This is a genomic window from Acidobacteriota bacterium, from assembly GCA_016713675.1.
GTDB lineage: Bacteria > Acidobacteriota > Blastocatellia > Pyrinomonadales > Pyrinomonadaceae > OLB17.
Window position 1 is genome coordinate 1,153,859 of the sequence record JADJOS010000001.1, and the last position, 24,709, is coordinate 1,178,567.

A 24,709-nucleotide genomic window follows, 5' to 3' on the forward strand; every position below is an offset into this window, starting at 1 on the left:
ACGACCCAGCCGTCAATTGCACTATTGAGCCACAAAACTACCCATATATGAGGAAACTTGATTTCCTATTTTTTAAAATGCCTCACCTATCCTTTATTGACGGATAGGCAATATCAAGAAGGATATCAAATGAATACTTCTTCAGACCCTTGCTGTCATAGGTCCCGGCCGTAACGACGACTATTAAGTCGTTTTTCTTATCGATCATGATCTTTTGCCCACCATTGCCGGTGAGCTCGATCACGGAGTATTCCTTGCCGGCATCCGGAAAACTCTGCAGCCAGATCTGATAGCCGTAATGCGTCTTCCAACCGTCCGCTTCCTCCGAGACCTTGATCGACGGCCTGGTTGCATCGTCTATCAATTTGGCGGGAATTATCTGCTTACCTTTCCATTTTCCGGAATTCATCACAAGCGATCCGATCTTTGCCATGTCACGGGAACGGAGCCGGAGGCCCGAATCGGCGTCGGGCTGGCCCTGTAGCGGTGCCCATTCATATTTTGTTATTCCCAACGGCGTGAGAAGGTGTTTTGCAGTGAAATTCTCGATGTCCGATCCGGTCGCTTTTTTGAGGATCGCGGCAAGCAACTGTGTAGTTCCGCCATTGTATTCAAACGTGGCTCCCGGTTTATTGACGAGCTTTCTGCTCAGCACGAACTCGATCGTATTCGGTGCGTTATTCATCTGAAAAGCGGTGTTTGCAGGGTTCGAATACGCGAAGCCTTCATTCCACTCGAGACCGGGAGTCATTGTGAGAGCATGGCGTATCGTTATGTTCTTCTTTTCGCCCTCGGCATAGCTCGCGTATTCGGGAAAGAAGTCGAAGATGGGCTGGTCGAGATCCTTGATCTTGCCTTGGGAATGTGCGATGAGCACCGCTAATGCGACGACGCTTTTTGTCACGCTCCGAATATCGTGGAGCGTCTCGCCGTTGTGAACGACAACACCTATCTCGCCCTGATGGTTATTTTGATCAGGTCCTGTGAAATATTCTTCGAAAACAAGCTTCCCGCTGCGAATGACCAACACGCTATGGATATTTCCATAAGTTTCTTTCAGGATCTCATTCATCCCGGCGGACATTCGAGCCTCGTCGAGCCGTGCCGACTTCAGCGTTCCTGTACGTATGCCATCGTTTAGGCTTCTGGGTGGAGCGTATTTGTATCGAGGAGATGATGGCTGCGCCTGCGCAAATATCTGAGTCGACAAAAGTACGACAATCAGGAAGACAAATTTCCACACCGAGGAAGTGTCTGTTTTCATAATGGACAGAATGTTATCAGAGGGATCAACGGTTGGACGAACGATTTTCGACATGAATTATTGATTGAACACGCCCAACCTGCCCATCCGTGAGCCGAACCTTGATCCCGTGCGGATGACTCGGCGAATTTGTCAGCAGATCTTTGACCGTTCCGACGGTCTGTTTGCCGGTTCGCTGGTCCTGTTTGAGGACGATCGCGACCTTTGTTCCGGGTGTTATGTTTTTGCGTGTCCGGTGCGGCATCAGTTTACTGCAGGGCTGCGTTCGAGTGTTCGCCGGATCAGCATCAACTGGCCAAGGTGGTACGAATTATGGTCGGCTAGCACCAAAACCTCACGCAACAGGGTTTGCCCGTCGCCGTGAGGTATCGGAGCAAAAAGATCCCTCGACTCGTCCGCCACCAGATCGCGCATCGCCTGCAGATCTTCAAATATCCGGTCGGTCGACATCTGCCAATCGATCGTTCCGCCGATGTCCTTGTTCCAGTAACCATCAGGAAAATCGGGCGAGACATGCTTGCTGTTTCGGCTGAATTCGAGGATGTCGGTTTGGGCGATGCGGATGTGCTCGAGCAGTTCCCATGCCGTGTGCGGCGAATTCTCGCACCGTTCGTTGATCAGATTGATCGGAAAACCACGAAGTGCAGCCTCGATCGCAATGTGTGCCGATTTGCCGGCGAGCAATTCGAGCAGGTGTTTGCGAAGCTCAGTTTGATCGTTCATATTTGCCTCAAAAGACGGACAGTTTCAGATCCTGCGTTTCCTTGAGTTTATCCAAAAACTCGCCTCGGTCAATCTCTTTCGCGCCCAAAGCCTCAAAATGCGGCGTCATCACCTGCGAATCGAGCCACGTCGCGCCGCGAGAACGCAGGTGATCTATGAGGAAAAGAACGGCAAGTTTCGAGGCGTTCGGCCGCTTGTAGAACATCGATTCGCCGCAGAAAATACCACCCGAATCGACTCCGTACAGGCCTCCAACGAGATTGCCCTCCTTATCCCAAGCCTCGACGCAGTGCGCGTCGCCGGCGTGATGGAGTTCATTGAAGCCTTGCTCGAACTCGTCCGTTATCCACGTGCCGCTCTGGCCAGGACGACGGGCAAGCGAACACTCTCGAATCACCGAGCGAAAATCCTTGTCGATCGTAAACGTCAGTTCGCCCTTTCGCCTGATCTTCTCGAGGCTTCGCGGGATCTTGAGATCTGCAAATTCGAGGATCGCACGCTCGTCAGGACAATGCCACGGCAGCGGAATGCCTTCCGTATACCACGGAAAAATGCCAGCCCGATATGCGTTTCGCAGATTTTCGACCGATAATTCTCCGCCGTAATAAACAACGCCATCCGCCGGATAAAGATAGTTCCCGACCCGAACCCATTCGGCATATCGAAACGTCCGCGGATCCGGGAAGTCGATCAGGTTCATAGGAGAATATTAACAGGAATGAATAAAATGGGGAGGATATTGGAAACTACGAAAATCGAAAATATCCGATCTATCCTCTTCATCCCTGTTCCCCATTTTTCTAAACAACTTTGAGCTTCCACTTTCCGCGGCGGAACAATACGGCACTTGCAACGGCAAGCAGCGAAAATGCAATGGTGATCGCCCAAAACACACCATCCGGGCCCATTTCGAATTTGTACGCCAACAAATACGCCAAAGGGATCTCAATGACCCAGAATACAAGGAGATTGAGATACGTCGGCGTCCATGTGTCACCGGCGCCGTTGAATGCGGTTTCGAGCACCATCCCCAGTCCATAGAAAGCAAAGCCGTAAGCGATGATATGCAGTGCTGATGTTCCGTACTTTAGGACCTCAGATTCCTGCGTGAAAATACCGATGATCTGATTCGAAAACAACCAAAACACCACGCCGATCCCAAAATAGAAGACAGCATTGAACCAACCGGCCTTCCAAACCGCCGCCTCGGAGCGCTCAGGTTTGCCGGCTCCCAAATTCTGCCCGACCATCGTCGCCGCCGCATTGCTCAACCCCAAGGCTGGCAACAAAGCAAACATAACGACACGCAAAGCGATCACGTAACCGGCGATCGCAACTTCTCCAAACCCTGCCATGATCGGCATCAAAGCTGTCCAACTTGCGGTCGCGACCAGCAACTGGAAGACCCCGGTCGATGATAGTTTTGTGAGCTTCCACAATAGTTTAGGATCGAATCGCCAACTTTCGCGATCTACGTGTATTCGTCCGCCAAACCTGAACAAACACCACGCGGCATACGCGACCCCGACGCCGCGCCCTATCGTCGTCCCGACCGCGGCACCGGTCACTCCCATTTCGGGAAAGAACCAAACCCCAAAAATGAAACACGGAGCGAGTATCATGTTGAGGCCATTGGCCAGTATCAGCACGCGCATTGCGATTGCCGCATCGCCGGCCCCGCGAAAGATCGCATTCAATAGAAAGATGAAAAGCACGACGGCATTTCCACCGACCATGATCCGCATGAAACGCGAGCCTTCTTCAAGAATATGCGGTTTCGCTCCCAACAGTGTAAGGATCTGAGGCGCAAAGATAATGCCGATCGCGCTTATCAAGAGCGATACGATCACGCCGCAATAGATAACGTGAGCGGCCGACTTTGCGGCTCCTTCCGCGTCACCTTCGCCGGTCCGGCGTGCGACCGTCGCGGTCGCTCCGATCGCAAATCCGAATGCGACGGCGTAGATCAGCGCCATGACCGACTCGGTCAGGCCGACAATAGCGACAGCATCGGCCCCCAATTTGGCAACAAAGAATATGTCGACCACGGCAAAGAGGCTCTCCATACTCATTTCGAGTATCATCGGCACCGCGAGCAGGAAAATGGCGAGTCCGATCGGCCCCTGCGTAAAGTCGCGATCCGTACCACGGACAGCCTCGCGCAAGACAGCCCAAAACGAATTATCCACCGGCTCCAACGACGGAGCCTGAACATCTAAAGACATACTTTCTTCTATTTCGAAATCTGAGACACGCGAGCGGTGTCGAACAACAGCACGAGACCGCATACGCTCGAGACGTAATAGCGATCACTAATTCTGCAGGTTACCTAGCGGACAAGGGGCTTCATAGTTTTTTGAATATATCACAATGAATTCACTAGGAAAAGAGGAGCTCGTGAAAATGTGAGCTACATCACACGGTCATTTTCATAATTTCGCTATAATTCATGTGCGCCATATCGCGTCATTGTCGAATATGCGAAACTCAACCCGTCGTGATTTCTTGAAGCAACTTACGGCAGCATCGCTTGTAGCGATAGTCGGACGCAATTCGTTAGCTGCATTCGGTCCCGTTGAAGGGCCGTTTGAGATGTTGGTAATAGGTGACTCACTTATTTGGGGCCAAGGGCTTGAGGAAAAGGACAAGTTCTACGCTCTAACTGCGGATTGGATAAGGAATGGGGCCTTCGGCCAACCTCGGCAAGTAAACCTAACCGTCAAAGCTCATTCCGGGGCGACGATCCGCTTTGATTCCAATGAGGCGGCGAAGTACCGAGCGGCGGGCCGAGATGAGAACTACTTTTACAAAGGCGAGGTTAATGTTTCCATGCCAAGTATCTGGAAACAGGTTGAAACCGCGGCTGATGAATACAAACGGCAGGGACGTGAACACGGTTCCGATCTGGTGATGCTTTCTGCCGGTATAACCGATATTTCAGTAGAGGGTGTGCTTAATCCGTTCGAAGATCCGCAAAAATTACGACCTGTTATCGAAGAGGTGTGCCAAAGGCGCGTTTGCGAACTGCTTGAACATATCTCAAAATTTAACCCCGATGCCCGCATTGTGTTAATTGGTTATTACTCGATGATCTCACCCAGATCCTCGCGAAGTGCGGTGTTCAACGCGTGGCTCGAAATATTAAATTTTCCAAACTGGTTGCAAGGTTTTGTTAACAATCCCGTTATGCGGCCCCTAGTCTTCGGGAAACTCTTCAAGCGAGCGATGATTAGGTCAAAGATCTGGAAGGGCGAATCCGATAGGCAGTTATTGAAAGCAGTAGATCAACACAACGCAAAGGTCGGCCGCACACAAGCAATTTTCATATCTCCAAATTTCAATGATGAAAATGCGTTTGATGCACCGAATACGCTTCTATTTCGAATGCACAAAAACGGAAGTGTCGAGGACCCTCAATTTTCTACCCGCAAGTCTGATTGCAGGACCGCATTTGAGGATTTAGAAATCAAAACCGGGATCAAATATGCCCTCAAACGCTGCACCGTAGCGGCCGTCGGGCATCCGAATCCCGCAGGCTCGCGATCGTATTTTGAGTCGATCAAAGCGAAGCTTTCATCGGCCCTTAATGATCCGATCAAGTAAAGTGTTTCCAAAGACCGATTCCAATCGCTATACTCAAAGTTTGGTGTAGCGATGAAGATAGCAGTAGCAATGAGCGGCGGCGTCGATAGTTCGGCGGCAGCAGCACTATTAAAGGAGCAAGGACACGACCTCGTCGGCTTTACGATGCAGCTCTGGAATCAGCGGCGGGGCATCAGTGTCGATGAGAACGGAGACCCTTTGCCGTCACGCTGCTGCTCGCTTGACGATGTGTATGATGCACGGCGTGTTGCCGAAGGATTGGGTTTTCCATTCTATGTTCTCAATCTCGAAAAGGAGTTCGAGACGTCAGTGGTCGAGCCGTTCGTCCAGAGCTATCTCGACGGCGAAACCCCGATACCATGCGTTGCGTGCAACTCAAGATTGAAGTTTGCTTCATTGGATAAAATGGCCGTCAGCCTGGGCTGTGACAAGGTCGCGACGGGTCATTTCGCTCGTGTTGAATATGATGATATCGCCAACCGATACCGTCTGTTTCGCGGCCGAAACCATTGGAAAGATCAAAGTTACTTTTTATGGGAACTAACGCAGGATCAACTATCGCGAGCTTACTTTCCGCTTGGCGAAATGCAAAAAGAAGAAGTTCGCGATATCGCCCGAGAAGCTAGCTTATACACGGCTGAAAAGAAAGAGTCGCAAGAGATCTGTTTCGTGCCGGATGGTAAGTACAGCGAATTTATCGACCGGTATCTCGAACACGAAGGCCGCCCAGGTGATATGCCGTCGGGAGGCGACATTGTGAACATGGCCGGTAAGACCGTCGGTAAGCACGCCGGCATTCATCGTTATACGATCGGCCAGCGACGAGGCCTTGGAATTGCGAACGAAAAGCCGCTATACGTTTTACAGATCGAACGGGTAAAAAACCGGATCATTGTTGGTGAAGACTTCGAGTTGGACACGCGCGAATTCACTGCCAAGGGCGTCAATTGGGTCGCGTTTGATGAGCCGGCTGGGCCTGTTCGCGCGGTCGTGAAGGTTCGGTATCGTCATGACCCCGCTCCGGCGACTCTATACGCGATGCCGGACAACCGCGCTCGAGTCGTTTTCGACACACCGCAGCGTGCCATCACTCCGGGACAGGCGACGATCTTTTACGATTTAGAAACACAGGAAGAAGTCGTTGGGGGTGGATGGATCGTTAAGATCTAAGGAATAAAATTATGCCAAAGGATAAAAAGAGATTGAGCAAAACCGCAAAGGCGGCTCAGAAAATACTAAACGATTCGAAACTGCTCGCCGCAACAAAGGCGGCACAAGACTCTTCGCCGGGACAAGAATTTCGTGCTGCTCAGGTTACGCCGCGAACCGCAACCGCGATCAAGCTTCGGCCAGAAAAGAAAAAGGGCTAAGAACTACGACACAGTTCGAAAACTCCTATTTTGTCTTCAGAATATCACGTATTTCGGTCAGCAGGGCTTCTTGCGGCGGCGGCGGCGTCGCGGCAGCAAGACGTGTAAAATACCCCATCGCGGCTTTAGCGATCAGGAACATTACGAATCCAACAATAAGAAACGTGATAACGTCGCTTATTAATTGGCCATATCGAACCAGTGGAGCCCCGCTCTTAACGGCGGCGTCTACTGCTTTTTGCAATTCTTCACCTGTCAAACCAGCAGGTATAACGCCTTTTATATCCCAAAACTTAGTTTTGAAGTCAGTCCCGCCGGTTATCAACCCAACAAACGGCATAATTATCCCTTCCGTGAAGGTTGAAATTATCTTTCCGAACGACGCGCCGATGATCACACCGATGGCGAGGTCAAGTACATTTCCGCGAGCAATGAAGGCCTTGAATTCGTTAAACACTTTGCAGTTCTCCTTATTTAATTCATTTCGCCGGCTAAACGCTAATAATATAAGCTCTTTAGGGAACGGATACAAACAAAAACGGCGAGCAAACGCTCGCCGAGATAGATCTGAACATAACGCTGATATTATGCGGTTGCCGTATCGGCCGCTTCATCTGCAGAATCGTCGTCGACAAAATCAAGCAATTTTGCTGCAACACCCTCTTCCTCAACTTCAGTCGAGACAGAAGCTTCGTACGGAGTCGGTTCAGGTTCGACGTATTGGGCTGCCGCAACCTCTTCTTCGTGGGTTTCGCGTGCTTTTAACATGCTGCAGCTGCCCTCGAGTATTGCGCCTTCTTCGACGATCAGTCTTGGGCTCTGAATATTACCCATAACTCGGGCCGTTCGGCCAAGCTGCAGTTTCTCGGAGGCGATGATATCACCATTCACGGTACCGTTGATCATGGCGGCGGCGACCACTATATTTGCGTCAACTTGTCCATTTGTACCAATTATGAGAGTTCCGGAGTCGGAGGTGACCGTGCCAATAAGGTGCCCGTCAACTCTGAGCATTGCCTGAAATTCAGTCTCTCCGGTGAGTGTTGTGCCGTGGCCGACGAAACCGCTCAGTCTGCCTTCTTTGATGTCGCGTGCCATCGAATCGCTCTCCGAGATGGCGCGTGTTGATGCAGTTGGGGTTTCGGCTGCGTAGTTATAGGCGGTTGCTGTTGGTTGTGGTGTTTTGTAATCGGTTGTTTCTGGTTCGGTTCTGGAGCTTCTTCCCATTCTGATCATAATCGTATCTGCACCTCACTATTGATATTGGCGAAAATTCCCGTCGCGCCGTCCGCTGAAAACCGTGCGGCACCACAACCGTTTCCTAGCTGCTTAGTATCGAATATTCCCGTCGCTATCATAATAGATGAGATAGCGGATGTGTGTCTAGCGCTATTTTTAGGTTGTCAAAATGGGCGTAAAGTGGCAGACTTAATAGTTTTCGGAGGGTGCCCGTACACGCCATGCGAAGTGAGACCAAACTAAAAGGCAAGCTGCTCAAAAAAATGGGCCGTGCCGTCGAAGATTTTTCGATGATCGCCGATGGCGACAAAGTGATGGTCTGTCTGTCGGGCGGCAAGGACAGCTACACAATGCTCGATCTGCTGATGGACGTGCAGCGTCGTGCTCCTGTGAAATTTGAGATATTGGCGGTCAATCTCGACCAGAAACAGCCTGATTTCCCTGAGCATGTGCTGCCGGAATATCTCGAAAGCGTCGGCGTAAAATACCGCATCGTCGAGGAAGACACCTACTCGATCGTGACGGCGCACATTCCCGAGGGGCAGACGTATTGTTCGCTGTGTTCGCGGCTCAGACGCGGCATTTTGTACAACGTCGCGGTCGAAGAAGGCTGTACAAAGATCGCGCTCGGGCACCACGCGGACGACATCATCGCAACGTTCCTGATGAACCTCTTTTACGTCGGCCAGCTCAAAGCGATGCCGCCGATCTTGCGCAGTGATGACGGCCGCAACACGATCATACGGCCGCTCGCGTATTGCCAGGAGGCCGAGATCGCCGCGTATAGCGCAGAGCAGCAGTTCCCGATCATCCCTTGCAATCTGTGTGGTTCGCAGCCCAATCTAAAACGTGCGCGAGTCAAACGCCTGCTCACCGAGCTCGAAAAAGAGACGCCCTTTATCCGCAGCTCGATGATGACGGCCCTGACTCACGTCACCGGCTCGCACCTCTTGGACAACAAGCTGTACGACTTCGAAAATTTCGAACCGATGCTGAAATCGATCCCCGCCGGCCACGGCTCGGTCCAGAAAGAGCTCGACGAGATCTTCGATCACAGCGAATCAGCGTACGACACTCAGAATTTGGAATTCAGAAGTGTGGCCGAGGCCGTGGTTGCCGGTATACAGTAGCCGGTCCTGTCCTTCACCTTTATTTAGTGCATTTTCGTGCTTTTTCGCGGTTAAGATCCTGCAACGCGTACAGGTTCTGCAACAGTCCGAAACACCTCTTGCGACAATCGTAGATCGCCCTGCGACAATCGAAAAGCACCCCGGCGACAACCGTAGAACACCCTGCGACGATCGTATTTCCCCGCTCTCCGCCGCCCATGATACCGCCATTCATAATTTCCCTCGCACCCCATTGTCATTTCCGTTAACTGCGGCGTTGATAATGTCCTGAAAGTGTCAGCATCGGGAGCGAAAAGCGATCGCTTCTTGTCAGAACCGCGAGCGATAGCGACCGGGTCCAACTCGCATACCCACGCACACCGAGCCAACCACTGACGTAAAAGTTGATTGCTCTTCGATAGGATTGTATATTGGTTGCGTTTGGTGTAGTCGTGTTGGGTGGGGTTGATTAAGTTGATGACCGATAACATTGGACCCGGTCGCTATCGCTCGCGGTACTGACATACGAGCTTATGCTCGCTATGTGATTTTTAGCTATGTGGAATGATACGGAGATCCCGTTGGCGGTTTTGTTTACGTTTCGGTGTTATGGGACGTGGCTGCATGGGGATGAGCGTGGGTCGGTGGACAGACACCGGAACGTTTATGGAACTCCGCGAATACCGCAAATAGATAATTGGAAAGAGTACAATCAGGAGCTTTTGGAGCATCCTCCGGTGTTGCTGGATGCAAAGATGCGGCGGGCGGTAGAGAAGGCCATCAGGGAATTGTGTGAGAATCGCGGGTGGCGTTTGTTAGCGATAAATGTGCGGACGAATCACGTTCATGTGGTGATCGGGATCGGCGGTAAGAATGTAGACCAGGTTTTGATCGCGCTGAAGGCTAATTCGACAAAGCAGATGAAATCAGACGGCTGTTGGCCAAATGAGCACAGTCCGTGGGCTGATAAAGGAAGTAAGCGGAAGCTGTGGAACGAGCGGAGCATCGCGAATGCGGTCGATTATGTGGTAAACGGGCAGGGGTTTGATCTGCCGGATTTTGACTAGTGAATTATTAAGTTGACTGTTTCTGCTCGCATTGAATGTTCGTCGAGTTGAACCCGGTCGCTATCGCTCGCGGTTCTGACAAAACATATCGTTTCGCGTGTGGCGTATGTTTTATACTTGCAACATAGCAGTAACTGTGATACACTTATTTTATAAGGAGGAACGACTGTTTTTATGAGAGCGGATTGGGTGCAGATAAAGCGTGGGGATGTGATGCCGCAGTATGCGGGGATCTATGTGACGATGAACCGGAACGGGGATATTGTGATGAGCCGGGTGACGTATGAGCGGATGGGGGCACCGAAGGCGTTTTTGTTGTTTTTTGACAGGGCGAATAAGCGGATCGGGCTGAAGCCGGCGGCGGCGGCGATAAAGGACGCTTATCCGGCAAAGGTGAGCAACAGGTGCGGAGCGAAAAAGGTCTGCGGCCACCGGTTGATGGTCGAGGAAAAGATCGACCTGCCGATGACGGTCAGATTTTACGACGCCGACATCAACGACGAAGGCTGGCTGATCCTCGATCTGCGGACGGCGAAGGTTTCGCCGAGAGCGAAAAAGCGAAAAAGCGAATAACGAATAGGGAATAACGAATAACGAATGGGGAATAACGAATAGGGAATAGTAGGCGGCAGGCATGAGATGGAGGAATACATCGGAGCGGTTAAAGGGCCGCTCCGTATGCGGCTGATCGATGGCCTGCAGGCTAGCTGATCTTAAAGCCGCTCATTCTGACGCCGAGGAGACGTCCGGGGAATATACCGAAATCTTCGATCTCGACCGTGTCCGCCGCTCCCGCTTTTCCGTGTTTGAACCTGATCTGTGCCGCCGGAATGAATGTTCCGTCGCCTTTGCCGGTTTTCGGGTCGATCACTATCTCGACATAGCCGAACGGATAATCGACGGAGCGGTAACCTCCGCGGAGTTCGCCAAATCCGATCCAGCGTTCAAATACGGCACGGACGCGGGTCTTGCCCTCGAAAGTGTCGACGACCACGGCATTCAAAGGCCGGCCAACTGATGAGCCGAGCGAAAATTGTCCGAGATCGTTCTTGCTTATTGCGTTACGCAGGCCTTCCTGGCCGCCGCTCTCCAGCGTTTTAAGGTATTCGGCAACTTCGGCTGCAGTGGTGCGGCCGTTAACGCGCATTGTGAAAGTGCGTGTCACCGTCCGGGTGTTCATCCCTGAGCCGTAGATCAACGCGGTTCCGGTAAATGTTGTCTTTTCTTGCCCATATATCGCACCCACCGATGCGGCAAGGCCGACAAATACCAAAAGTCCTATAGTTCTTATCTTTCTCATGATCTAAAACCTCCTATTCATGATCCGACAGCGCTATCCTATCGCTTCACGTTTCATTCAGTTGTGCCGCAGGTCACAAAAGCTGCAGGTCACAAAGGGAAAGCCCCGCTGTGATCAGGCGAGGCTTGTTTTACTATTGTGGCGAAGACACGACATTACTGACTCGCAGGCAGGCTGCCTGCGTTCCGGCGGGACGCCCTTACTATCGTGCGGGCTTCTGACCGGGCTGCGTCTTTGGTCCGAAGAGTTTGTCGTCGATGGGGACGTTGTGTTTGACGCTCTTCAGCGTGGTGACGATGTTGCCGTTGCCGATGTTGTTATTGACCGTTTTGAAGGGCAATTTTACGCCGTCGACCTCGCGATAGTCGGAATACTCGACACTGTACGGTATCTTTTGCTGGCTCGTGCTGGACGAGATGATGCCCTCGCGTTTGACCAAGAGGAACGTCGTGGTCGAATAGTATTCGGTGAACGCAGTGCCCTTGGCGGGCGTAAAGGTGACGGCGTAGGCGTCTTCGCCATTGACCTTTTTGATGCCGGTTATATCGACGGTTTTGTAGTTCGTCTTCCAGTTGAGCAGTCCGTAAAAATCGTTGCCGAGGCGTACGTCTTCGAGTCGCTCGCCCGAGTATTTCTCGGCCGGTGCGAACGAGATCGCGTCTTCGCCGTTAGTGCCGTCGAAGTATTCCCATTCGGTCGCGATCGTCTTGCCGAGTGCGGTAAAGATCGTTTCGGCGGCGGACTTGTTCGGTGCCTTGGCGTATTGCGTGCCGTGTGCCTGAACACCCTGGTTCTCGAGATCGAGCGTAAATTCGATGACACGCGATGTGAGTTTTCGCCAATTTTCCTCGCCGCCTGCAGCCGCGACGGCCTTTTGCATCAGCTCATCGGCCGTCATTTTGATCTCGGCCGAGACGGCACCGGCACGCGGGAATTCGAACGTGCCTTGCGGCTGTGTGATGACGACGGCCGTTACCTTGCCTGCGGTGTCTCGTTTTGTCTTGAGGACGAACTGTTCCTCGGGCAGCGGCGACATCGAGTAGGTGTCCTTCGACTTTTCGATGAGCGTGTACGGCTGCTGGCCGGTGATGTTGAGTGTGACCTTGCCGTCCGTGTCCTTGATCTCGATATTGCCCATTTGAGTCGTGTAGGTGCCGACGAGCTCTTTGGCGGGATTCGGGCCGGCCGGCGTTTTTGGTGCATCGCCGGTGATGCGGGGCAGCTTGCGGTTGCCCTGCGGCTGGATCATCTCAAGCTCGGCCGCGTCGCCGGTCTCGGGCGTGAATTTCGCACCGAATCCGTCCGGCAGCCCGAGGGCTTTGAATGTGCGCGGTGCGGTGCGTTCGAGTTTGTACGGCGGCTGGCCGGGCACGACGAGAAAGAGGTCCTCGCCCTCGATCTTGACCTCGATCGGCCGTTCGGCGGTGCCGTATTTTCCGGCAAGCAGCTGGAGCGTTTTGAGCGGCAGTTTGGTCTCGTCTTTCGGCCCGTCGAGGATGTTCGAGAAGATCGTCGGCATAATGTCGTTGCCGAGGCTCGAACCCGAGACGTTTGTGAGCATGACAAAACCGATCTTTTTCTCAGGGATCATCGCGACGAGCGAGTTGAATCCGTCGATATTGCCGCCGTGCTGGACTACCGTGTGGCCGTTCCATTTTTGCAGAAACCAGCCGAGCCCGTAGTCCATCGCGGGCGACATCTTCATCTGCGGTTTGATCCATTCGGCGAATCCGGCTTCGGAAACAAGGCGTTTGCCGTTAACGGTGCCGCCATTCATGACAAAACGGATCCATTCTGCCATGTCGCGGGCGGATGAGTTGATCGAACCTGCGGGAGCGACTTCGTCAATGTCGCGAAATGGCATCTTTCTTGTTTCTTTGGTGTCGAAATTGTAGCTGTAGCCGAAGGAATGGTCCTTTGCCTTTTCCATCTGCTTCATCGACATATTGCTGTTATTCATGCCGAGCGGTTTGAAAATCCGTTTGGGAACGAACTTTTCCCACGGCGTTCTCTGTGCCTGCGTGACGAGTTCGCCGGCGGCCGTGAACATAATGTTTTGGTATTGAAATTTTTCACGAAGCTTCGCGGTCGGCTTCGCTTGAGCTGCGACCTGGATCAATTCTGCACGGTTCAATTTGCCTGTGATCATTGCGAGGTCGGTGCGGTTGAGGCCAGACGAATGTGACATCAGGTCGCGAATGGTGATGTTCTTGTCAGTATCGGGGTCGTACATTTTGAAGTACGGCAGGAGCTTTTTCGGGCTGTCGGTGAGCGAAAGCTTGCCTTCGTCGGCGGTCATCAGCACGCTGAGAGCGGTAAACGCTTTGGTCGCAGAGCCGATAGCGAATTGCGTGTCGGGCGTGACGGCGATCTTGTTCTCAAAGTCCTTGTAGCCGAGGCCTTTCATGTATATGACCTTGTCGTCTTTTACGATCACGAGCGACATGCCCGGAATGCCGAGCTCCTTACGGCGAGCTTCGACCTTTTCTTCGATCGCCTGCAGGGCTTTTGAATAGTCGACGGCCGCAGCGGTTTGAGTGCCGGTCTGTGCATATCCGATCTGCGGCAGCGACAGGGTGAAGATCGAAAAGAGAAGTAGAAGCGACAGAAAGGACCGTGACAAAGTGTTATTCATGTTGTGACTCCGTTAGATTGATCAGCATTGGATACGCTTGTTTTTCGTCAAAAGTTCTGATCTAGATACGACGACGGTGTGTTACATGCTTCTTAATTGTCTGGATCTGCGGCATTCAGTTCTGCGGTCCTGACGCCGAATGCCATCAGGATGTAGAAGACCATCGCGACCTCTTGATCGCCGAGATTCCAGTGGACAAAACCGCTGGCGACAAATCCAACAAGAGCGCCGAATGTACCTAGCAGAATGCCGAACGAACGCCAGTCGCCGTCCCGGGCGATGGTTATTCCACGCCACAGTGTACGGGCAAAAAGAGCCAGTATTATCAGCCAAATGAGCAGTGCGGGGATGCCGCGTTCGACGGCGATCTGGACCGGAGCCGAGTGAAAATGGCCCATCGGAAGAAATCCGCCCTCGTACATTCCCCATTCCTGCCAATGTTTTTGGATCGAATCCATACCGACGCCGAAGACGAAATTTCGCGGCCCTGCCGTGAGCAGACGGCCGCCGTCATTCCACATCACAAAACGATAGCGGGTCGATTCGTCCTTTGAGTCAAAGAATCCTGTCTGGCGGCTCTGCTGCAGAAAGAACAGCCCGCCGATGATGACCGGTATGGCCAAAAGCACCGTTGCGATCGCGATCTTTCTGGATGCACCGCGAAGGACGATCATGAACGCCGAGATCATCAGAGCAAGCTGCGAGGCACGTGTGACGGTCAGCAGCAGAGCGAAAGATGTGCCGGCAAAAGCGGCGGCAAGCAGCGGGATGGTTGAGCGGCGGCGGCGGGCGTATGACCCGATCGCTGCGATCAGCAGACCGAAGATGAGCGAGGCGACCAGCATCAGCACCTCGGAATAAGTTACGTAATGGTTGTAGAAGCCCATCGAACGCCAATTATGGCTGAGTGACCAGCGTTCGATGCCGAGCTGTTCGTTCGCCGTCGTGCCGGCGAGCATGTCCGAGCGTTTTACATCTACCGCAAACTCAAAATCGGGACGGTAGAATTTGATCTTGGTCACTTCGTTTGCGGCGATGGCGGCTGCAACATCTTCGCTCGTTTTGACCTTTTTGCCGTTGGCGGCGAGCAGCGTGTCGCCCTCCCAGAGCAGTGCTTTGGCGAGCGGGCCGTCCGGCTTAAGGCCATGGATCTCGACGCCGCGGCCCAACAGACGCTGGACGGGCGTCCAGACGACATTGACCATGCAGGACACGATAAGAGCGAAAGCAAGAAAATATGCAGCACCGAGGCGGCGGATATTGGCCGCGGCGAAGATGAAGATCAGAAAGACGGCTACGCTGCGAAGCCGATCGAGCGAGACGGAAGGTTCGTACGAAAAGAGCCCGCTAACGACCGACCAGCCGAAAAATGCAAAAAGAGCGATGTTGAGCGGCCGAATTTTGGCCTGTTTACGCGGCCGAAAGAAAAATGATGCGGCCCATATGAGCGTTCCGATGATCCACGAGATCTGCGTAGCGGCGATCGAATGAGGTGCCGAGACGACCATCAGCGTCAGAAAAATGAACGCTGATCGCTGGAGCCAGCGGGCAGCGAACGCATCGGATTCGATGCCGGCTAGTTTGTCCAATCGCTCGAAAATCGTCGCCATAAATGCGAGTATTATAACAGTTAGGTGCTGAAACCGCTGTTGAACGAGCGTTCAGCGAAAACTACAGGAATGGATAAAGAGAATCTACAAACCGAACTCTCGATAACGGCAGAGATCAATCTGTATTACGACCTATGGGTGCCGGCAGGCATTACCGGTCCGGCACCGCTGCTGATCGCCGTGCATGGTTACGGCGCGCATAAACGGTATATGCTTCGCGAGGCGAGACAGGTTGCTCCCGACAATTTCATCATCGCGTCCATACAGGCTCCGCACCCTCATTTTCGGCAGACGCCGGACGGCTATCGCGTCGGTTACGGCTGGCTGGCGGATCAAAAGAGTGAGGAATATGTGCGGCTGCATCATAAATTCGTTCTTGATGTGATCGCCAAGCTTGTGGGCGATGGCCTAGTAGACGAACGCCGCATCTATATTTATGGGTTTTCGCAGGCGTGTGCGCTGGATTTCAGATTTGCGTTCACATACCCCGAGGTCCTTGCCGGCGTTATCGGCGTCTGCGGCGGTATTCCCGGCGATCTCGAAACGAACGAGATCTACAAACCGTTCCCGGCCCGGACCTTTTACCTCTACGGAGATGACGATGAGTTTTACACACAGGAACAATTCGCCGCTTTCAACCAGAAATTAAGCGAAACCCTGCCCAATTTCCGTTCAAAACACTACGCCGCGAAACACGAGATCACACAGGAAATGCGGGACGATATTAGGGAATGGCTGGCTGTCTCATGACCGGTATTTCTGATGCTAGAGAGAGCCCATGAAGGCAGACAATTGAATCAAACCAACGATTTGTTATTATTGGACCAAGAACCTAGATCCACGCTTGCTCCGTTAATAACAAATGAAACACACCCTGCTCGCCGCCGCGTTTTGTCTTCTTTTTGCTTCTTTTGCGTTTGGTCAGAATGATGAGATCAATATAATTCCGAAGCCCGTATCGGTGAAAGCTCATGATGGGGTTTTCGAGCTTACAAAGTCTACAAAGATAATAATTTGGGACGAGCAGGCACGAGAACTTGCCGAAGGACTCAATACCGTCCTCATGCGGCAGTATGGTTTCCGATTAAAGATCGGTGTTCAGGGATCGGGTTTGAAAAACGTCATTGTGCTTATGCGCACAAATTTTCAGGACAGTTCAGAATATAACCTCTCAGTGAAGAAGGATGTCATTTTGCTCACGGGACAACAACTAGGACTTTTCCACTGTATTCAATCACTCCTTCAGTTATTGCCTGAGAAGAATGGAGCCAAGATCAACATCAAAGCGGTCAGCATCGAAGATCGACCCCGCTTCAAATACCGCGGTATGCATCTAGACGTGTCACGCCATTTTATGCCGGTTGATTTTGTTAAGAAATACATCGACCTGATGTCGCAATACAAATTTAATACGTTTCACTGGCATTTGACGGACGATCAGGGGTGGCGGATCGAGATCAAGAAATATCCGCGCCTTACCGAGGTCGGTTCGAAGCGGCCGGAGACGGTTTCGGGGCGTGTTTTGCAGCCGTATTTCGGTGACGGCGTGCCGGTCGAGGGGTTTTATACACAGGAACAGATCCGAGATGTCGTCGCTTACGCCAAGGCGAGATATATCACAGTCATTCCCGAGATCGAGCTGCCCGGCCACGCTTCGGCGGCGTTAGAGGCGTATCCGCAGTTTGGGTGTAAACAGGACTACACGTACAAGGTGCAGAAAACGTGGGGAATTTTCAAAGAGGTTTTCTGCCCGACCGACGAGACGTTCAAATTTCTCGAGGACGTGATTGACGAGACGATCGCACTGTTTCCCGATTCGCCGTACGTCCACATCGGCGGCGACGAGGTGCTGAAAGACCATTGGAAAGAATCGGCGTTCGTGCAGGATCTGATGAAACGCGAAAACCTCAAGGACGAGCACGAGGTGCAGTCGTATTTCATCCGGCGCATCGAAAAGCATGTAAACCGTCGCGGCAAAAAGATCATCGGTTGGGACGAGATCCTCGAAGGCGGCCTCGCCCCGAATGCGACCGTCATGTCGTGGCGAGGCATCAAGGGCGGCATCGAGGCGGCCAAGGCCAAGCACGACGTGATAATGACGCCGACCGATTACGCCTATCTGGACTACGGCCAGGGCGACACCAATACCGAGCCGATCAACATCGGCGGTTACGTACCGCTCGAAAAGGTCTACGGCTACGACCCCATTCCAAAAGAACTGACAAAGGACGAAGCCAAATACATCCTCGGCGCCCAAGGCAACATCTGGACGGAATACATGAAAACGCCCGACAAGGTCGAGTACATGGGCTTTCCTCGTATTCTCGCCATGGCGGAGGTCGGCTGGTCGAGTCTGGAGAATAAGAATTTCGCGGATTTCACTCGGCGGCTAAACGCCAATTTCGCACGGCTTGATAAACAAGAGGTCGATTATCGCATTCCGGAGCCCTCGGGCCTCGTGAACCGAGTACTCGCTACGGACGAGAAAGCGGAGCTCGATCTCTCGTCATCGGTTCCGGGTGCCAAGGTCTTTACACGATCGACGGCACTGCGCCGGACGAAAAGAGCACGCCGTATACAAAACCGCTGCAGGTCTCGGTGCCGATGGGCGAGCGCGTTGATGTAAAGGCGATCGTCGTTTTACTAACTGGACGCAAGAGTTCGGTTTACACCGCAACGCTGCTTAGGCAGCCGTGGCGGGCGGCCGAGCCCGAGCCGAAGGACAAACGTCCGGGCGTGACCTACGGTTTGCTGTCCTGGCGGAGCGACGGCGTTGCCGAGCCTTTTGTCACAAGCGGCGAAACGCGTTCGATAGGCTTTCAGCAGTTTGCCAAGGCCTCGACGCTGACCAAACCGTTTGCCGTCACATTTAACGGCTATTTCAACGCTCCCGCGGACGCGATCTATGATTTTCAGGTCGAGTCGACGTATTCTGCTGCGATCGATATCGACGGTTTCACGTTGATCGACGACACCGGGACGCCCGCTCGGAAAACTCGCTCGGCCGTGGTTCCGCTCAAGGCAGGGCTGCACAAGATAAGCCTGCGTTACAACAACGGCGGCGGCGAACCGTTCTGGCGCGTCCGCTGGGCTCTAAAGGGCCAAAACTGGCGAAACCTCGGCGGCGGTGAACTGGTTCATTAAGAAATTTGCCCACGAAAAACACGAAAGTCACTAAAAATTGAAGAAGTAGGAAAAATGAAAATCGTAGCCAAGCATCAACGTCTCGCATCCCTCTTTATTTTGTGTCTTTTCGTACTTTTCGTGGGTAAAACTAACGCTCAGGATTACACTCGCTGGGTAAATCCATTCATCGGAACGGGCGGGCACGGGCATACATTTCCGGGGGCGACGATGCCGTTTGGGATGGTCCAGCTCTCGCCCGACACCCGCATCGACAACTGGGACGGCAGCAGCGGCTATCACTACTCCGACGACACGATCTACGGCTTTTCGCACACACACCTCAGCGGCACGGGAATTCCGGATTATTGCGATATTTTGTTTATGCCTACGGTCGATGAAGGAAGAACTTGGTCGCCGAAGGATTTAATGATTCAGCAATCAGGTCGTTATTCCTCCAAGTTTTCACATTCTGACGAAAAAGCAGAGCCCGGTTACTATTCAGTAAAGATCAACGATGCGAAGTTGCTCGTCGAATTGACTGCTACGGCCCGTGTTGGATTTCACCGGTACACTTTCCCAGAATCGGAGGATGCCGGAATTAATCTCGATATGTTATGGCGGGACAAGACTCTCGAAAGCAAGGTCAAAGTCGTCAGCGATCGACGTATCGAGGGTTTTAGACGATCTAGTTCGTGGGCAAAAAATCAGACGGTTTACTTTGTCGCCGAGTTTTCAAAACCGATTATCAAGAGTTCTGACGGAAGAAGAGCAGAGGGTAGTAGCGTTCCGGAAACAGGAAATGAGAATTTCTTCTTTCCATTGTCCACGAGTGCAGGCGAACAAATTCTTCTAAAAGTCGCTATATCAAATGTCTCTATCGAAGGTGCCCGCAAAAATCTCGCCGCCGAGCTGCCTGGCTGGAATTTCGACAAGGTTCGCGCTAATGCAAAAGCGGCTTGGAACAAGGAGCTTTCTAAGATCGAGGTTTCCGGCGGGACCGACGCTCAGACGACGACCTTTTACACGGCCCTGTATCACACGATGATCCAGCCGAATGTGTTCAATGATGTCGATGGGTCGTACATTGGTCACGATAAGAAGATACATAACATTCGGGATGATGCTCGGAGTCCCGGCTTCAGCCGGCCTGCTGCGGGAAAGAAGCCGCCTGAAGGCGGGACTCCCAGCGATCAGTACACCGTCTTTTCGCTATGGGACACGTTCCGGGCGGCGCATCCGCTTTACACGATCATCGACCAGCGGCGGACGGTGGATTTTATTAATACGTTTATCCGGCAATACGAACAGGGCGGGCGGCTGCCGGTTTGGGAGCTGTGGGGCGAAGAGACCGACACGATGATCGGCTATCACGCCGTTTCGGTCATCGCTGACGCCATGGCGAAGGGCATCAAAGGCTTTGACTACGAAAAAGCCTACGCCGCCGCCAAACACTCCGCCGAACTCGACCATCTCGGCCTCAAGGACTACAAACGCCGCGGCTACATCTCGATGGAAGACGAGCACGAGTCTGTTTCGAAAACGCTTGAATATGCGTATAACGATTGGTGCATCGCGAACATGGCAAAGATAATGAAGGCCAATCTTGAGGCTAAGATTAATCGACGACCCGGACAGTTTGAGACCGGCTGGGACGACAAAGAGCGGTACGGCTATGAAAAAGTTTACGCGAGGTTTTCCGAGCGATCACGCTACTTCGAAAACCTCTTCGATCCTTCAACCGGCTTTATGCGGCCAAAGAAGAACGGCGGTTGGGTGTCGCCGTTTGCTCCGAATGAGGTGACGTTCAACTTTACGGAGGGCAACAGTTGGGTTTATTCATTCTTCGTTCCGCATGACGTTTCCCGTTTGATGGAACTGCAGGGCGGCCGCGAGAAGTTTGCGGCAAAGCTCGACGAACTATTCACTACCAAAGACAAACTCGCCGGCCGCGAACAGCCCGATATCACAGGCCTGATCGGACAATACGCCCACGGAAACGAGCCTTCCCATCATATTGCCTATCTTTACAATTACGCCTATCAGCCGTCGAAAACGCAAAACCTCGTCCGCAGAATAATGGACGAGTTTTACAAACCCGAGCCCGACGGCCTCATCGGCAACGAAGATTGCGGCCAGATGTCGGCGTGGTACATATTGTCCGCCAGCGGCTTTTATCCGGTAGCTCCGGGCGACGGTGTTTATGCGTTCGGAACGCCCTTGTTTCCTGAAATGACCTATCGGCTGGAGAACGGCAAGACGTTCACGGTCAGAGCGAAGAACGTTTCGCCATCGAATAAATACATCCTCAACGCCAAGCTCAACGGAGTACCTTACAAAAAAGCGTTCATCAAACACGAAGACATAATGAACGGCGGCGTGCTGGAATTTGCGATGATCGACCAACCGGTGACGACAGCGTTCAACGAATTTCCGATGTCGGGAAGCAACACCAAAACAGTCGCCGTACCAGTGATCGATGGCGGTGCTCGCGTGTTTTCAGGCAAGACGACTGTGACGCTTTCGACCATAACGCCGAACGCAAAGGTGTTCTACACGACGAACGGAGCCGAACCGAAAGCAAACGAATCGACTTTATATTCAGGGCCAATTGAGATCAGCGACACGACCACGATCAAGGCCGTTGCCGCCACGGATAAAGATCGCAGTATCGCCAGCGAAGCCAAATTCATTGCAAAACCAAACGACTGGACCGTCAAGATCGAGCACAAATACAACCGCCAATACACGGGCGGCGGTGACGAAGGTCTGATCGATGGTATTCGCGGCACTATCAATTTTGCATCGGGCGAATGGCAGGGTTATCAGCCCAAAGACCTCATCGCCACTATCGATCTGCAGCGTGAGACCGAGATCAAGCGTGTCGGCGGCGGATTTTTGCAGAACGCCCGTTCGTGGATATGGATGCCGACGCGGATCGAATTTGAAGTGTCAACGGACGGCGTCAATTTTACGCGTGTCGCCGATATCAAGACCGATATCGATCCAACCGATATGAAAGAACAGATCCGCGACTATGTTCAGTCGATCACGCCGCTAAAGGCACGCTACGTCCGCGTCCACGCATACAACTTAGGCAAGATCCCGAGCTGGCATCCCGGAGCTGGCGACGATGCATTTATTTTTGTCGATGAGATATTGATCAACTAAACTGCGCAAGCCCGCACGTAAGTAAGGGCGTTTCCCTCGGCACAAGCCCGCACGAAGTAAGGGCGTTGCACGACGTCAAGGTGGAACTATGCAATTCGACGACGGTCACAACGAATGGGATGACAACGATTTTCCGATCGCCTATTTAATTACCTTTCGAACGTATGGCACATGGCTGCACGGTGACGAACGCTCATCGACACGTCGAAACAAAAGGTCGACTCGCGAACTCAAACGGATCGAACCGAATGTTCCGTTTGAGGACTCAATGCGTGAACGCATGGAGCATGACGCGATCATACTGAATCGAGAACAACGAAAAGCAGTGCAGGCGGCGATCAAGGAGTTCTGCAAGGCCAAGGGTCACACATTGTATGCGGTCAATGTTCGCACAAATCACGTTCATGTAGTTATTGTTGCGCAAGCAAAACCGGAGCGAGTGGCTGACGCACTCAAGGCGGCCGCTACGAAACGGCTACGAGAACTTGGCTTGATAGCCGCCGAAAGCAAAGTTTGGTCGCGTGGGCGTAGCCGTCGGTACTTGTGGAAGAGCTCTCACGTTAGCGCCGCAGTCGATTACGTTCTATATTGCCAAAGTGATGTTCCATTCGAGCTGGATGATTGAGATATTTTTGTTCGATTGAGTTGGGTGTAACGCCCTTACTTCGTGCGGGCTTGTGCCAAAAAGTCGGCTGTTTCTGCATTGGGTGCGTCTAAGTTACGGTAAGCAATTTATACCGAGGTAATTATATGGACCGACGATATTTCTTAAAAACGAGCGGGATCGCACTTGGGAGTTTTGGTTTGATGGCGGCGGCGCCTGAGTTTCTGCATCAGTTTGCGGCGGCGCAGACGGCAGCGAAAGGATATGGAAAGAAGAAAGTCCTGGTGACGATCTTTCAGCGTGGTGCGGTCGATGGCCTGAATATGGTCGTGCCGTATGGCGAAGACCAGTATTACGCTCTGAGGCCGACGATCGCGATCCCGGGCCCGAAAAAAGCAAATGGAGCGATCGATCTGGATGGATATTTTGGTCTAAATCCCTCGATGAAGCCCTTCGAAGCATTGTGGCGTGATAAGAAACTGGCCGTTATCAACGCCGCCGGTTCGCCGGACAATACGCGTTCGCATTTTGATGCTCAGGACTATATGGAATCGGGCACGCCCGGCTACAAAGGCACCAAGGACGGCTGGCTCAACCGCGTTCTGCAGGCCAAGCAGGAAAAGGACGCGTCGCCGTTTCGAGCGGTCGCGATGACGCAGGCGTTGCCGCGAGCTTTGTACGGCAGGGCTCCGTCGGTGGCGATGACCAATCTCGCCGATTTTTCGATCAAGGCCGGCATCTATTCAAACAATATGAAAGGCGGCTTTGAGGGTGTTTACGAGCAGAATGTAAAAGACACCCTCGGCGAGACCGGCAAGGAAACGTTCGAAGCGGTCAATTACCTCAAGCAGGCAAATCCGTCGCAGTACAAGCCGGAAAACGGTGCGGTATATCCGGCATCAGCGTTAGGCCGCTCGCTTTCGCAGATCGCTCAGTTGATCAAAGCAGGTGTCGGGCTCGAGGTCGCTTTTGCAGAAATGGGCGGCTGGGACACTCATTCAAACCAGTCCGCCGGACAAAATCCGTCGCAGGGAACACTTGCCAATCTGCTGCGTGATCTTTCGACGAGCATCGCTGCGTTTACGACCGACCTTGGTCAGCGAATGGACGATGTCGTCGTGCTGACAATGTCCGAATTCGGCCGCACGGCCCGTGAGAACGGCACCCGCGGCACCGACCACGGCCACGCGAACGCGATGTTCGTGATCGGCAATTCGGTCAAGGGCGGCAAAGTTTACGGAGATTTTAAGGGACTCAAATCAGACAAGCTCTACGAAGGCCGCGATCTCGACGTAACAACCGATTTTCGCGACGTTTTTGCCGAGGCGGCCTATAAACATCTGGGCACGAAGGAGCTCGACAAGCTTTTCCCAAGATATTCGGCAACGAAAGAGAAATTCCGCGGGTATCTCGGATAGTAATTGCCGCAAAAAAGCACAGTACGCGCAAAGAAAAGAGATGCACTTATACAGCATCTCTTTTTATATGTGCGTCTCTATGTCGATCAATTCCGATCGTTGTCGTTGCTGTCGTTATCGCTGCTTCGAATTCGCCCCTGCCGCTGCTGGACGACGTGTGAAAGTTCGTGTCCGATCAGGTGACGCCCGGCGTTCGAGTGAGGGTCGAATCGACCCGGAGCGAAGTGAAGTTCGTTGCCCCTCACAAAAGTGTCCGAGCCGTTTAGCGTCGGCAAATGGCTCTGCATTACCTTGATATTTGAAAAATCAGAATCAAAGGCCCTTTCGAGCTCAGCCCGAAGCGGCTTTGGCAAACGTGTCTCGACCGCACCCTTTGTAATCTGTTTAGGGACATTGAGGTTTTCTAACGGATTTTCCGGCATAGTTGTGCTCCTTTTTTGATTGATACAGAAGTAATATCACAGATATTGCGA

At 52.7% G+C, this 24,709-nt stretch carries 23 protein-coding genes; 12 read left to right on the top strand and 11 right to left on the bottom strand.

From position 1 onward, the window contains the following. Positions 1 to 82: 82 nt before the first annotated feature. From IPK01_05220 to IPK01_05240, 5 genes are all read right to left on the bottom strand, one after another. Positions 83 to 1,264, bottom strand: a complete 1,182-nt coding sequence (locus tag IPK01_05220) for a serine hydrolase (GenBank protein MBK7932894.1) — start codon at positions 1,262 to 1,264, stop codon at positions 83 to 85. A 25-nt stretch (positions 1,265 to 1,289) separates the two neighbouring features. Next, positions 1,290 to 1,508 (bottom strand): YwbE family protein, encoded by a 219-nt coding sequence (locus tag IPK01_05225; protein ID MBK7932895.1) that lies wholly within the window; start codon positions 1,506 to 1,508, stop codon positions 1,290 to 1,292. Next, entirely contained in the window at positions 1,508 to 1,987 is a 480-nt protein-coding gene (locus IPK01_05230) for a DinB family protein (protein ID MBK7932896.1), read from the bottom strand. Before IPK01_05230 ends, IPK01_05225 begins: the two co-directional genes overlap by 1 nt. 7 nt (positions 1,988 to 1,994) lie before the next feature. Next, entirely contained in the window at positions 1,995 to 2,687 is a 693-nt protein-coding gene (locus IPK01_05235; protein MBK7932897.1) for a leucyl/phenylalanyl-tRNA--protein transferase, read from the bottom strand. Positions 2,688 to 2,787: 100 nt separating this feature from the next. Continuing rightward, positions 2,788 to 4,212, bottom strand: a complete 1,425-nt coding sequence (locus tag IPK01_05240; protein MBK7932898.1) for an MATE family efflux transporter — start codon at positions 4,210 to 4,212, stop codon at positions 2,788 to 2,790. Positions 4,213 to 4,465: 253 nt separating this feature from the next. Here IPK01_05240 and IPK01_05245 point away from each other — a divergent pair, with 253 nt between their 5' ends. The 3 genes from IPK01_05245 to IPK01_05255 are packed head-to-tail and all read left to right on the top strand — an operon-like array spanning position 4,466 to position 6,960. Then, positions 4,466 to 5,590, top strand: coding sequence for an SGNH/GDSL hydrolase family protein (locus IPK01_05245; protein ID MBK7932899.1), 1,125 nt, complete (start codon positions 4,466 to 4,468; stop codon positions 5,588 to 5,590). Positions 5,591 to 5,641: 51 nt separating this feature from the next. Then, positions 5,642 to 6,760, top strand: a complete 1,119-nt coding sequence (mnmA, locus tag IPK01_05250) for a tRNA 2-thiouridine(34) synthase MnmA (protein MBK7932900.1) — start codon at positions 5,642 to 5,644, stop codon at positions 6,758 to 6,760. 11 nt (positions 6,761 to 6,771) lie between these two features. Further along, positions 6,772 to 6,960: a hypothetical protein gene (locus IPK01_05255; GenBank protein ID MBK7932901.1), complete on the top strand. Its 189-nt coding sequence runs from the start codon at positions 6,772 to 6,774 to the stop codon at positions 6,958 to 6,960. 25 nt (positions 6,961 to 6,985) lie between these two features. On the opposite strand, the gene mscL is transcribed toward IPK01_05255, so the two are convergent. Beyond that, positions 6,986 to 7,417 (bottom strand): large conductance mechanosensitive channel protein MscL, encoded by a 432-nt coding sequence (mscL, locus tag IPK01_05260; GenBank protein ID MBK7932902.1) that lies wholly within the window; start codon positions 7,415 to 7,417, stop codon positions 6,986 to 6,988. A 128-nt stretch (positions 7,418 to 7,545) separates the two neighbouring features. Beyond that, positions 7,546 to 8,187, bottom strand: a complete 642-nt coding sequence (locus tag IPK01_05265) for a polymer-forming cytoskeletal protein (protein MBK7932903.1) — start codon at positions 8,185 to 8,187, stop codon at positions 7,546 to 7,548. 233 nt (positions 8,188 to 8,420) lie between these two features. Here IPK01_05265 and ttcA point away from each other — a divergent pair, with 233 nt between their 5' ends. From ttcA to IPK01_05280, 3 genes are all read left to right on the top strand, one after another. Next, positions 8,421 to 9,329: a tRNA 2-thiocytidine(32) synthetase TtcA gene (ttcA, locus tag IPK01_05270; protein ID MBK7932904.1), complete on the top strand. Its 909-nt coding sequence runs from the start codon at positions 8,421 to 8,423 to the stop codon at positions 9,327 to 9,329. A gap of 536 nt (positions 9,330 to 9,865) precedes the next feature. After that, the gene (locus IPK01_05275; protein MBK7932905.1) at positions 9,866 to 10,375 is read left to right on the top strand and encodes a transposase; all 510 of its coding nucleotides are present in this window, start codon (positions 9,866 to 9,868) and stop codon (positions 10,373 to 10,375) included. A gap of 174 nt (positions 10,376 to 10,549) precedes the next feature. Beyond that, positions 10,550 to 10,948, top strand: coding sequence for a hypothetical protein (locus tag IPK01_05280; protein MBK7932906.1), 399 nt, complete (start codon positions 10,550 to 10,552; stop codon positions 10,946 to 10,948). A gap of 130 nt (positions 10,949 to 11,078) precedes the next feature. Here IPK01_05280 and IPK01_05285 read toward each other — a convergent pair whose 3' ends face one another. The 3 genes from IPK01_05285 to IPK01_05295 form a co-directional block, all read right to left on the bottom strand. Next, positions 11,079 to 11,675, bottom strand: a complete 597-nt coding sequence (locus tag IPK01_05285) for a hypothetical protein (protein ID MBK7932907.1) — start codon at positions 11,673 to 11,675, stop codon at positions 11,079 to 11,081. Positions 11,676 to 11,877: 202 nt separating this feature from the next. After that, on the bottom strand, positions 11,878 to 14,310 hold the full coding sequence (locus tag IPK01_05290) for a beta-lactamase family protein (GenBank protein MBK7932908.1): 2,433 nt from the start codon (positions 14,308 to 14,310) through the stop codon (positions 11,878 to 11,880). Positions 14,311 to 14,402: 92 nt separating this feature from the next. After that, a complete protein-coding gene (locus IPK01_05295; GenBank protein ID MBK7932909.1) occupies positions 14,403 to 15,920 on the bottom strand; it encodes an O-antigen ligase family protein in 1,518 nt (505 codons plus the stop codon). Positions 15,921 to 15,989: 69 nt separating this feature from the next. Here IPK01_05295 and IPK01_05300 point away from each other — a divergent pair, with 69 nt between their 5' ends. From IPK01_05300 to IPK01_05325, 6 genes are all read left to right on the top strand, one after another. Then, positions 15,990 to 16,670, top strand: a complete 681-nt coding sequence (locus IPK01_05300) for a hypothetical protein (GenBank protein MBK7932910.1) — start codon at positions 15,990 to 15,992, stop codon at positions 16,668 to 16,670. Positions 16,671 to 16,782: 112 nt separating this feature from the next. After that, positions 16,783 to 18,546 carry a beta-N-acetylhexosaminidase gene (locus IPK01_05305; protein ID MBK7932911.1) on the top strand — a complete coding sequence of 588 codons (1,764 nt, stop codon included), beginning with the start codon at positions 16,783 to 16,785 and terminating at the stop codon, positions 18,544 to 18,546. Beyond that, positions 18,525 to 19,064, top strand: coding sequence for a hypothetical protein (locus tag IPK01_05310; protein ID MBK7932912.1), 540 nt, complete (start codon positions 18,525 to 18,527; stop codon positions 19,062 to 19,064). Before IPK01_05305 ends, IPK01_05310 begins: the two co-directional genes overlap by 22 nt. 54 nt (positions 19,065 to 19,118) lie before the next feature. Continuing rightward, positions 19,119 to 22,214: a GH92 family glycosyl hydrolase gene (locus tag IPK01_05315; protein MBK7932913.1), complete on the top strand. Its 3,096-nt coding sequence runs from the start codon at positions 19,119 to 19,121 to the stop codon at positions 22,212 to 22,214. Between the two features lie 88 nt (positions 22,215 to 22,302). Next, positions 22,303 to 22,839 (top strand): transposase, encoded by a 537-nt coding sequence (locus IPK01_05320; GenBank protein MBK7932914.1) that lies wholly within the window; start codon positions 22,303 to 22,305, stop codon positions 22,837 to 22,839. 125 nt (positions 22,840 to 22,964) lie between these two features. After that, complete coding sequence (locus IPK01_05325) at positions 22,965 to 24,236, top strand: DUF1501 domain-containing protein (protein ID MBK7932915.1); 1,272 nt, start codon at positions 22,965 to 22,967, stop codon at positions 24,234 to 24,236. A gap of 86 nt (positions 24,237 to 24,322) precedes the next feature. Here IPK01_05325 and IPK01_05330 read toward each other — a convergent pair whose 3' ends face one another. Next, entirely contained in the window at positions 24,323 to 24,658 is a 336-nt protein-coding gene (locus IPK01_05330; protein MBK7932916.1) for a DUF4157 domain-containing protein, read from the bottom strand. Between the last annotated feature and the right edge of the window lie 51 nt (positions 24,659 to 24,709).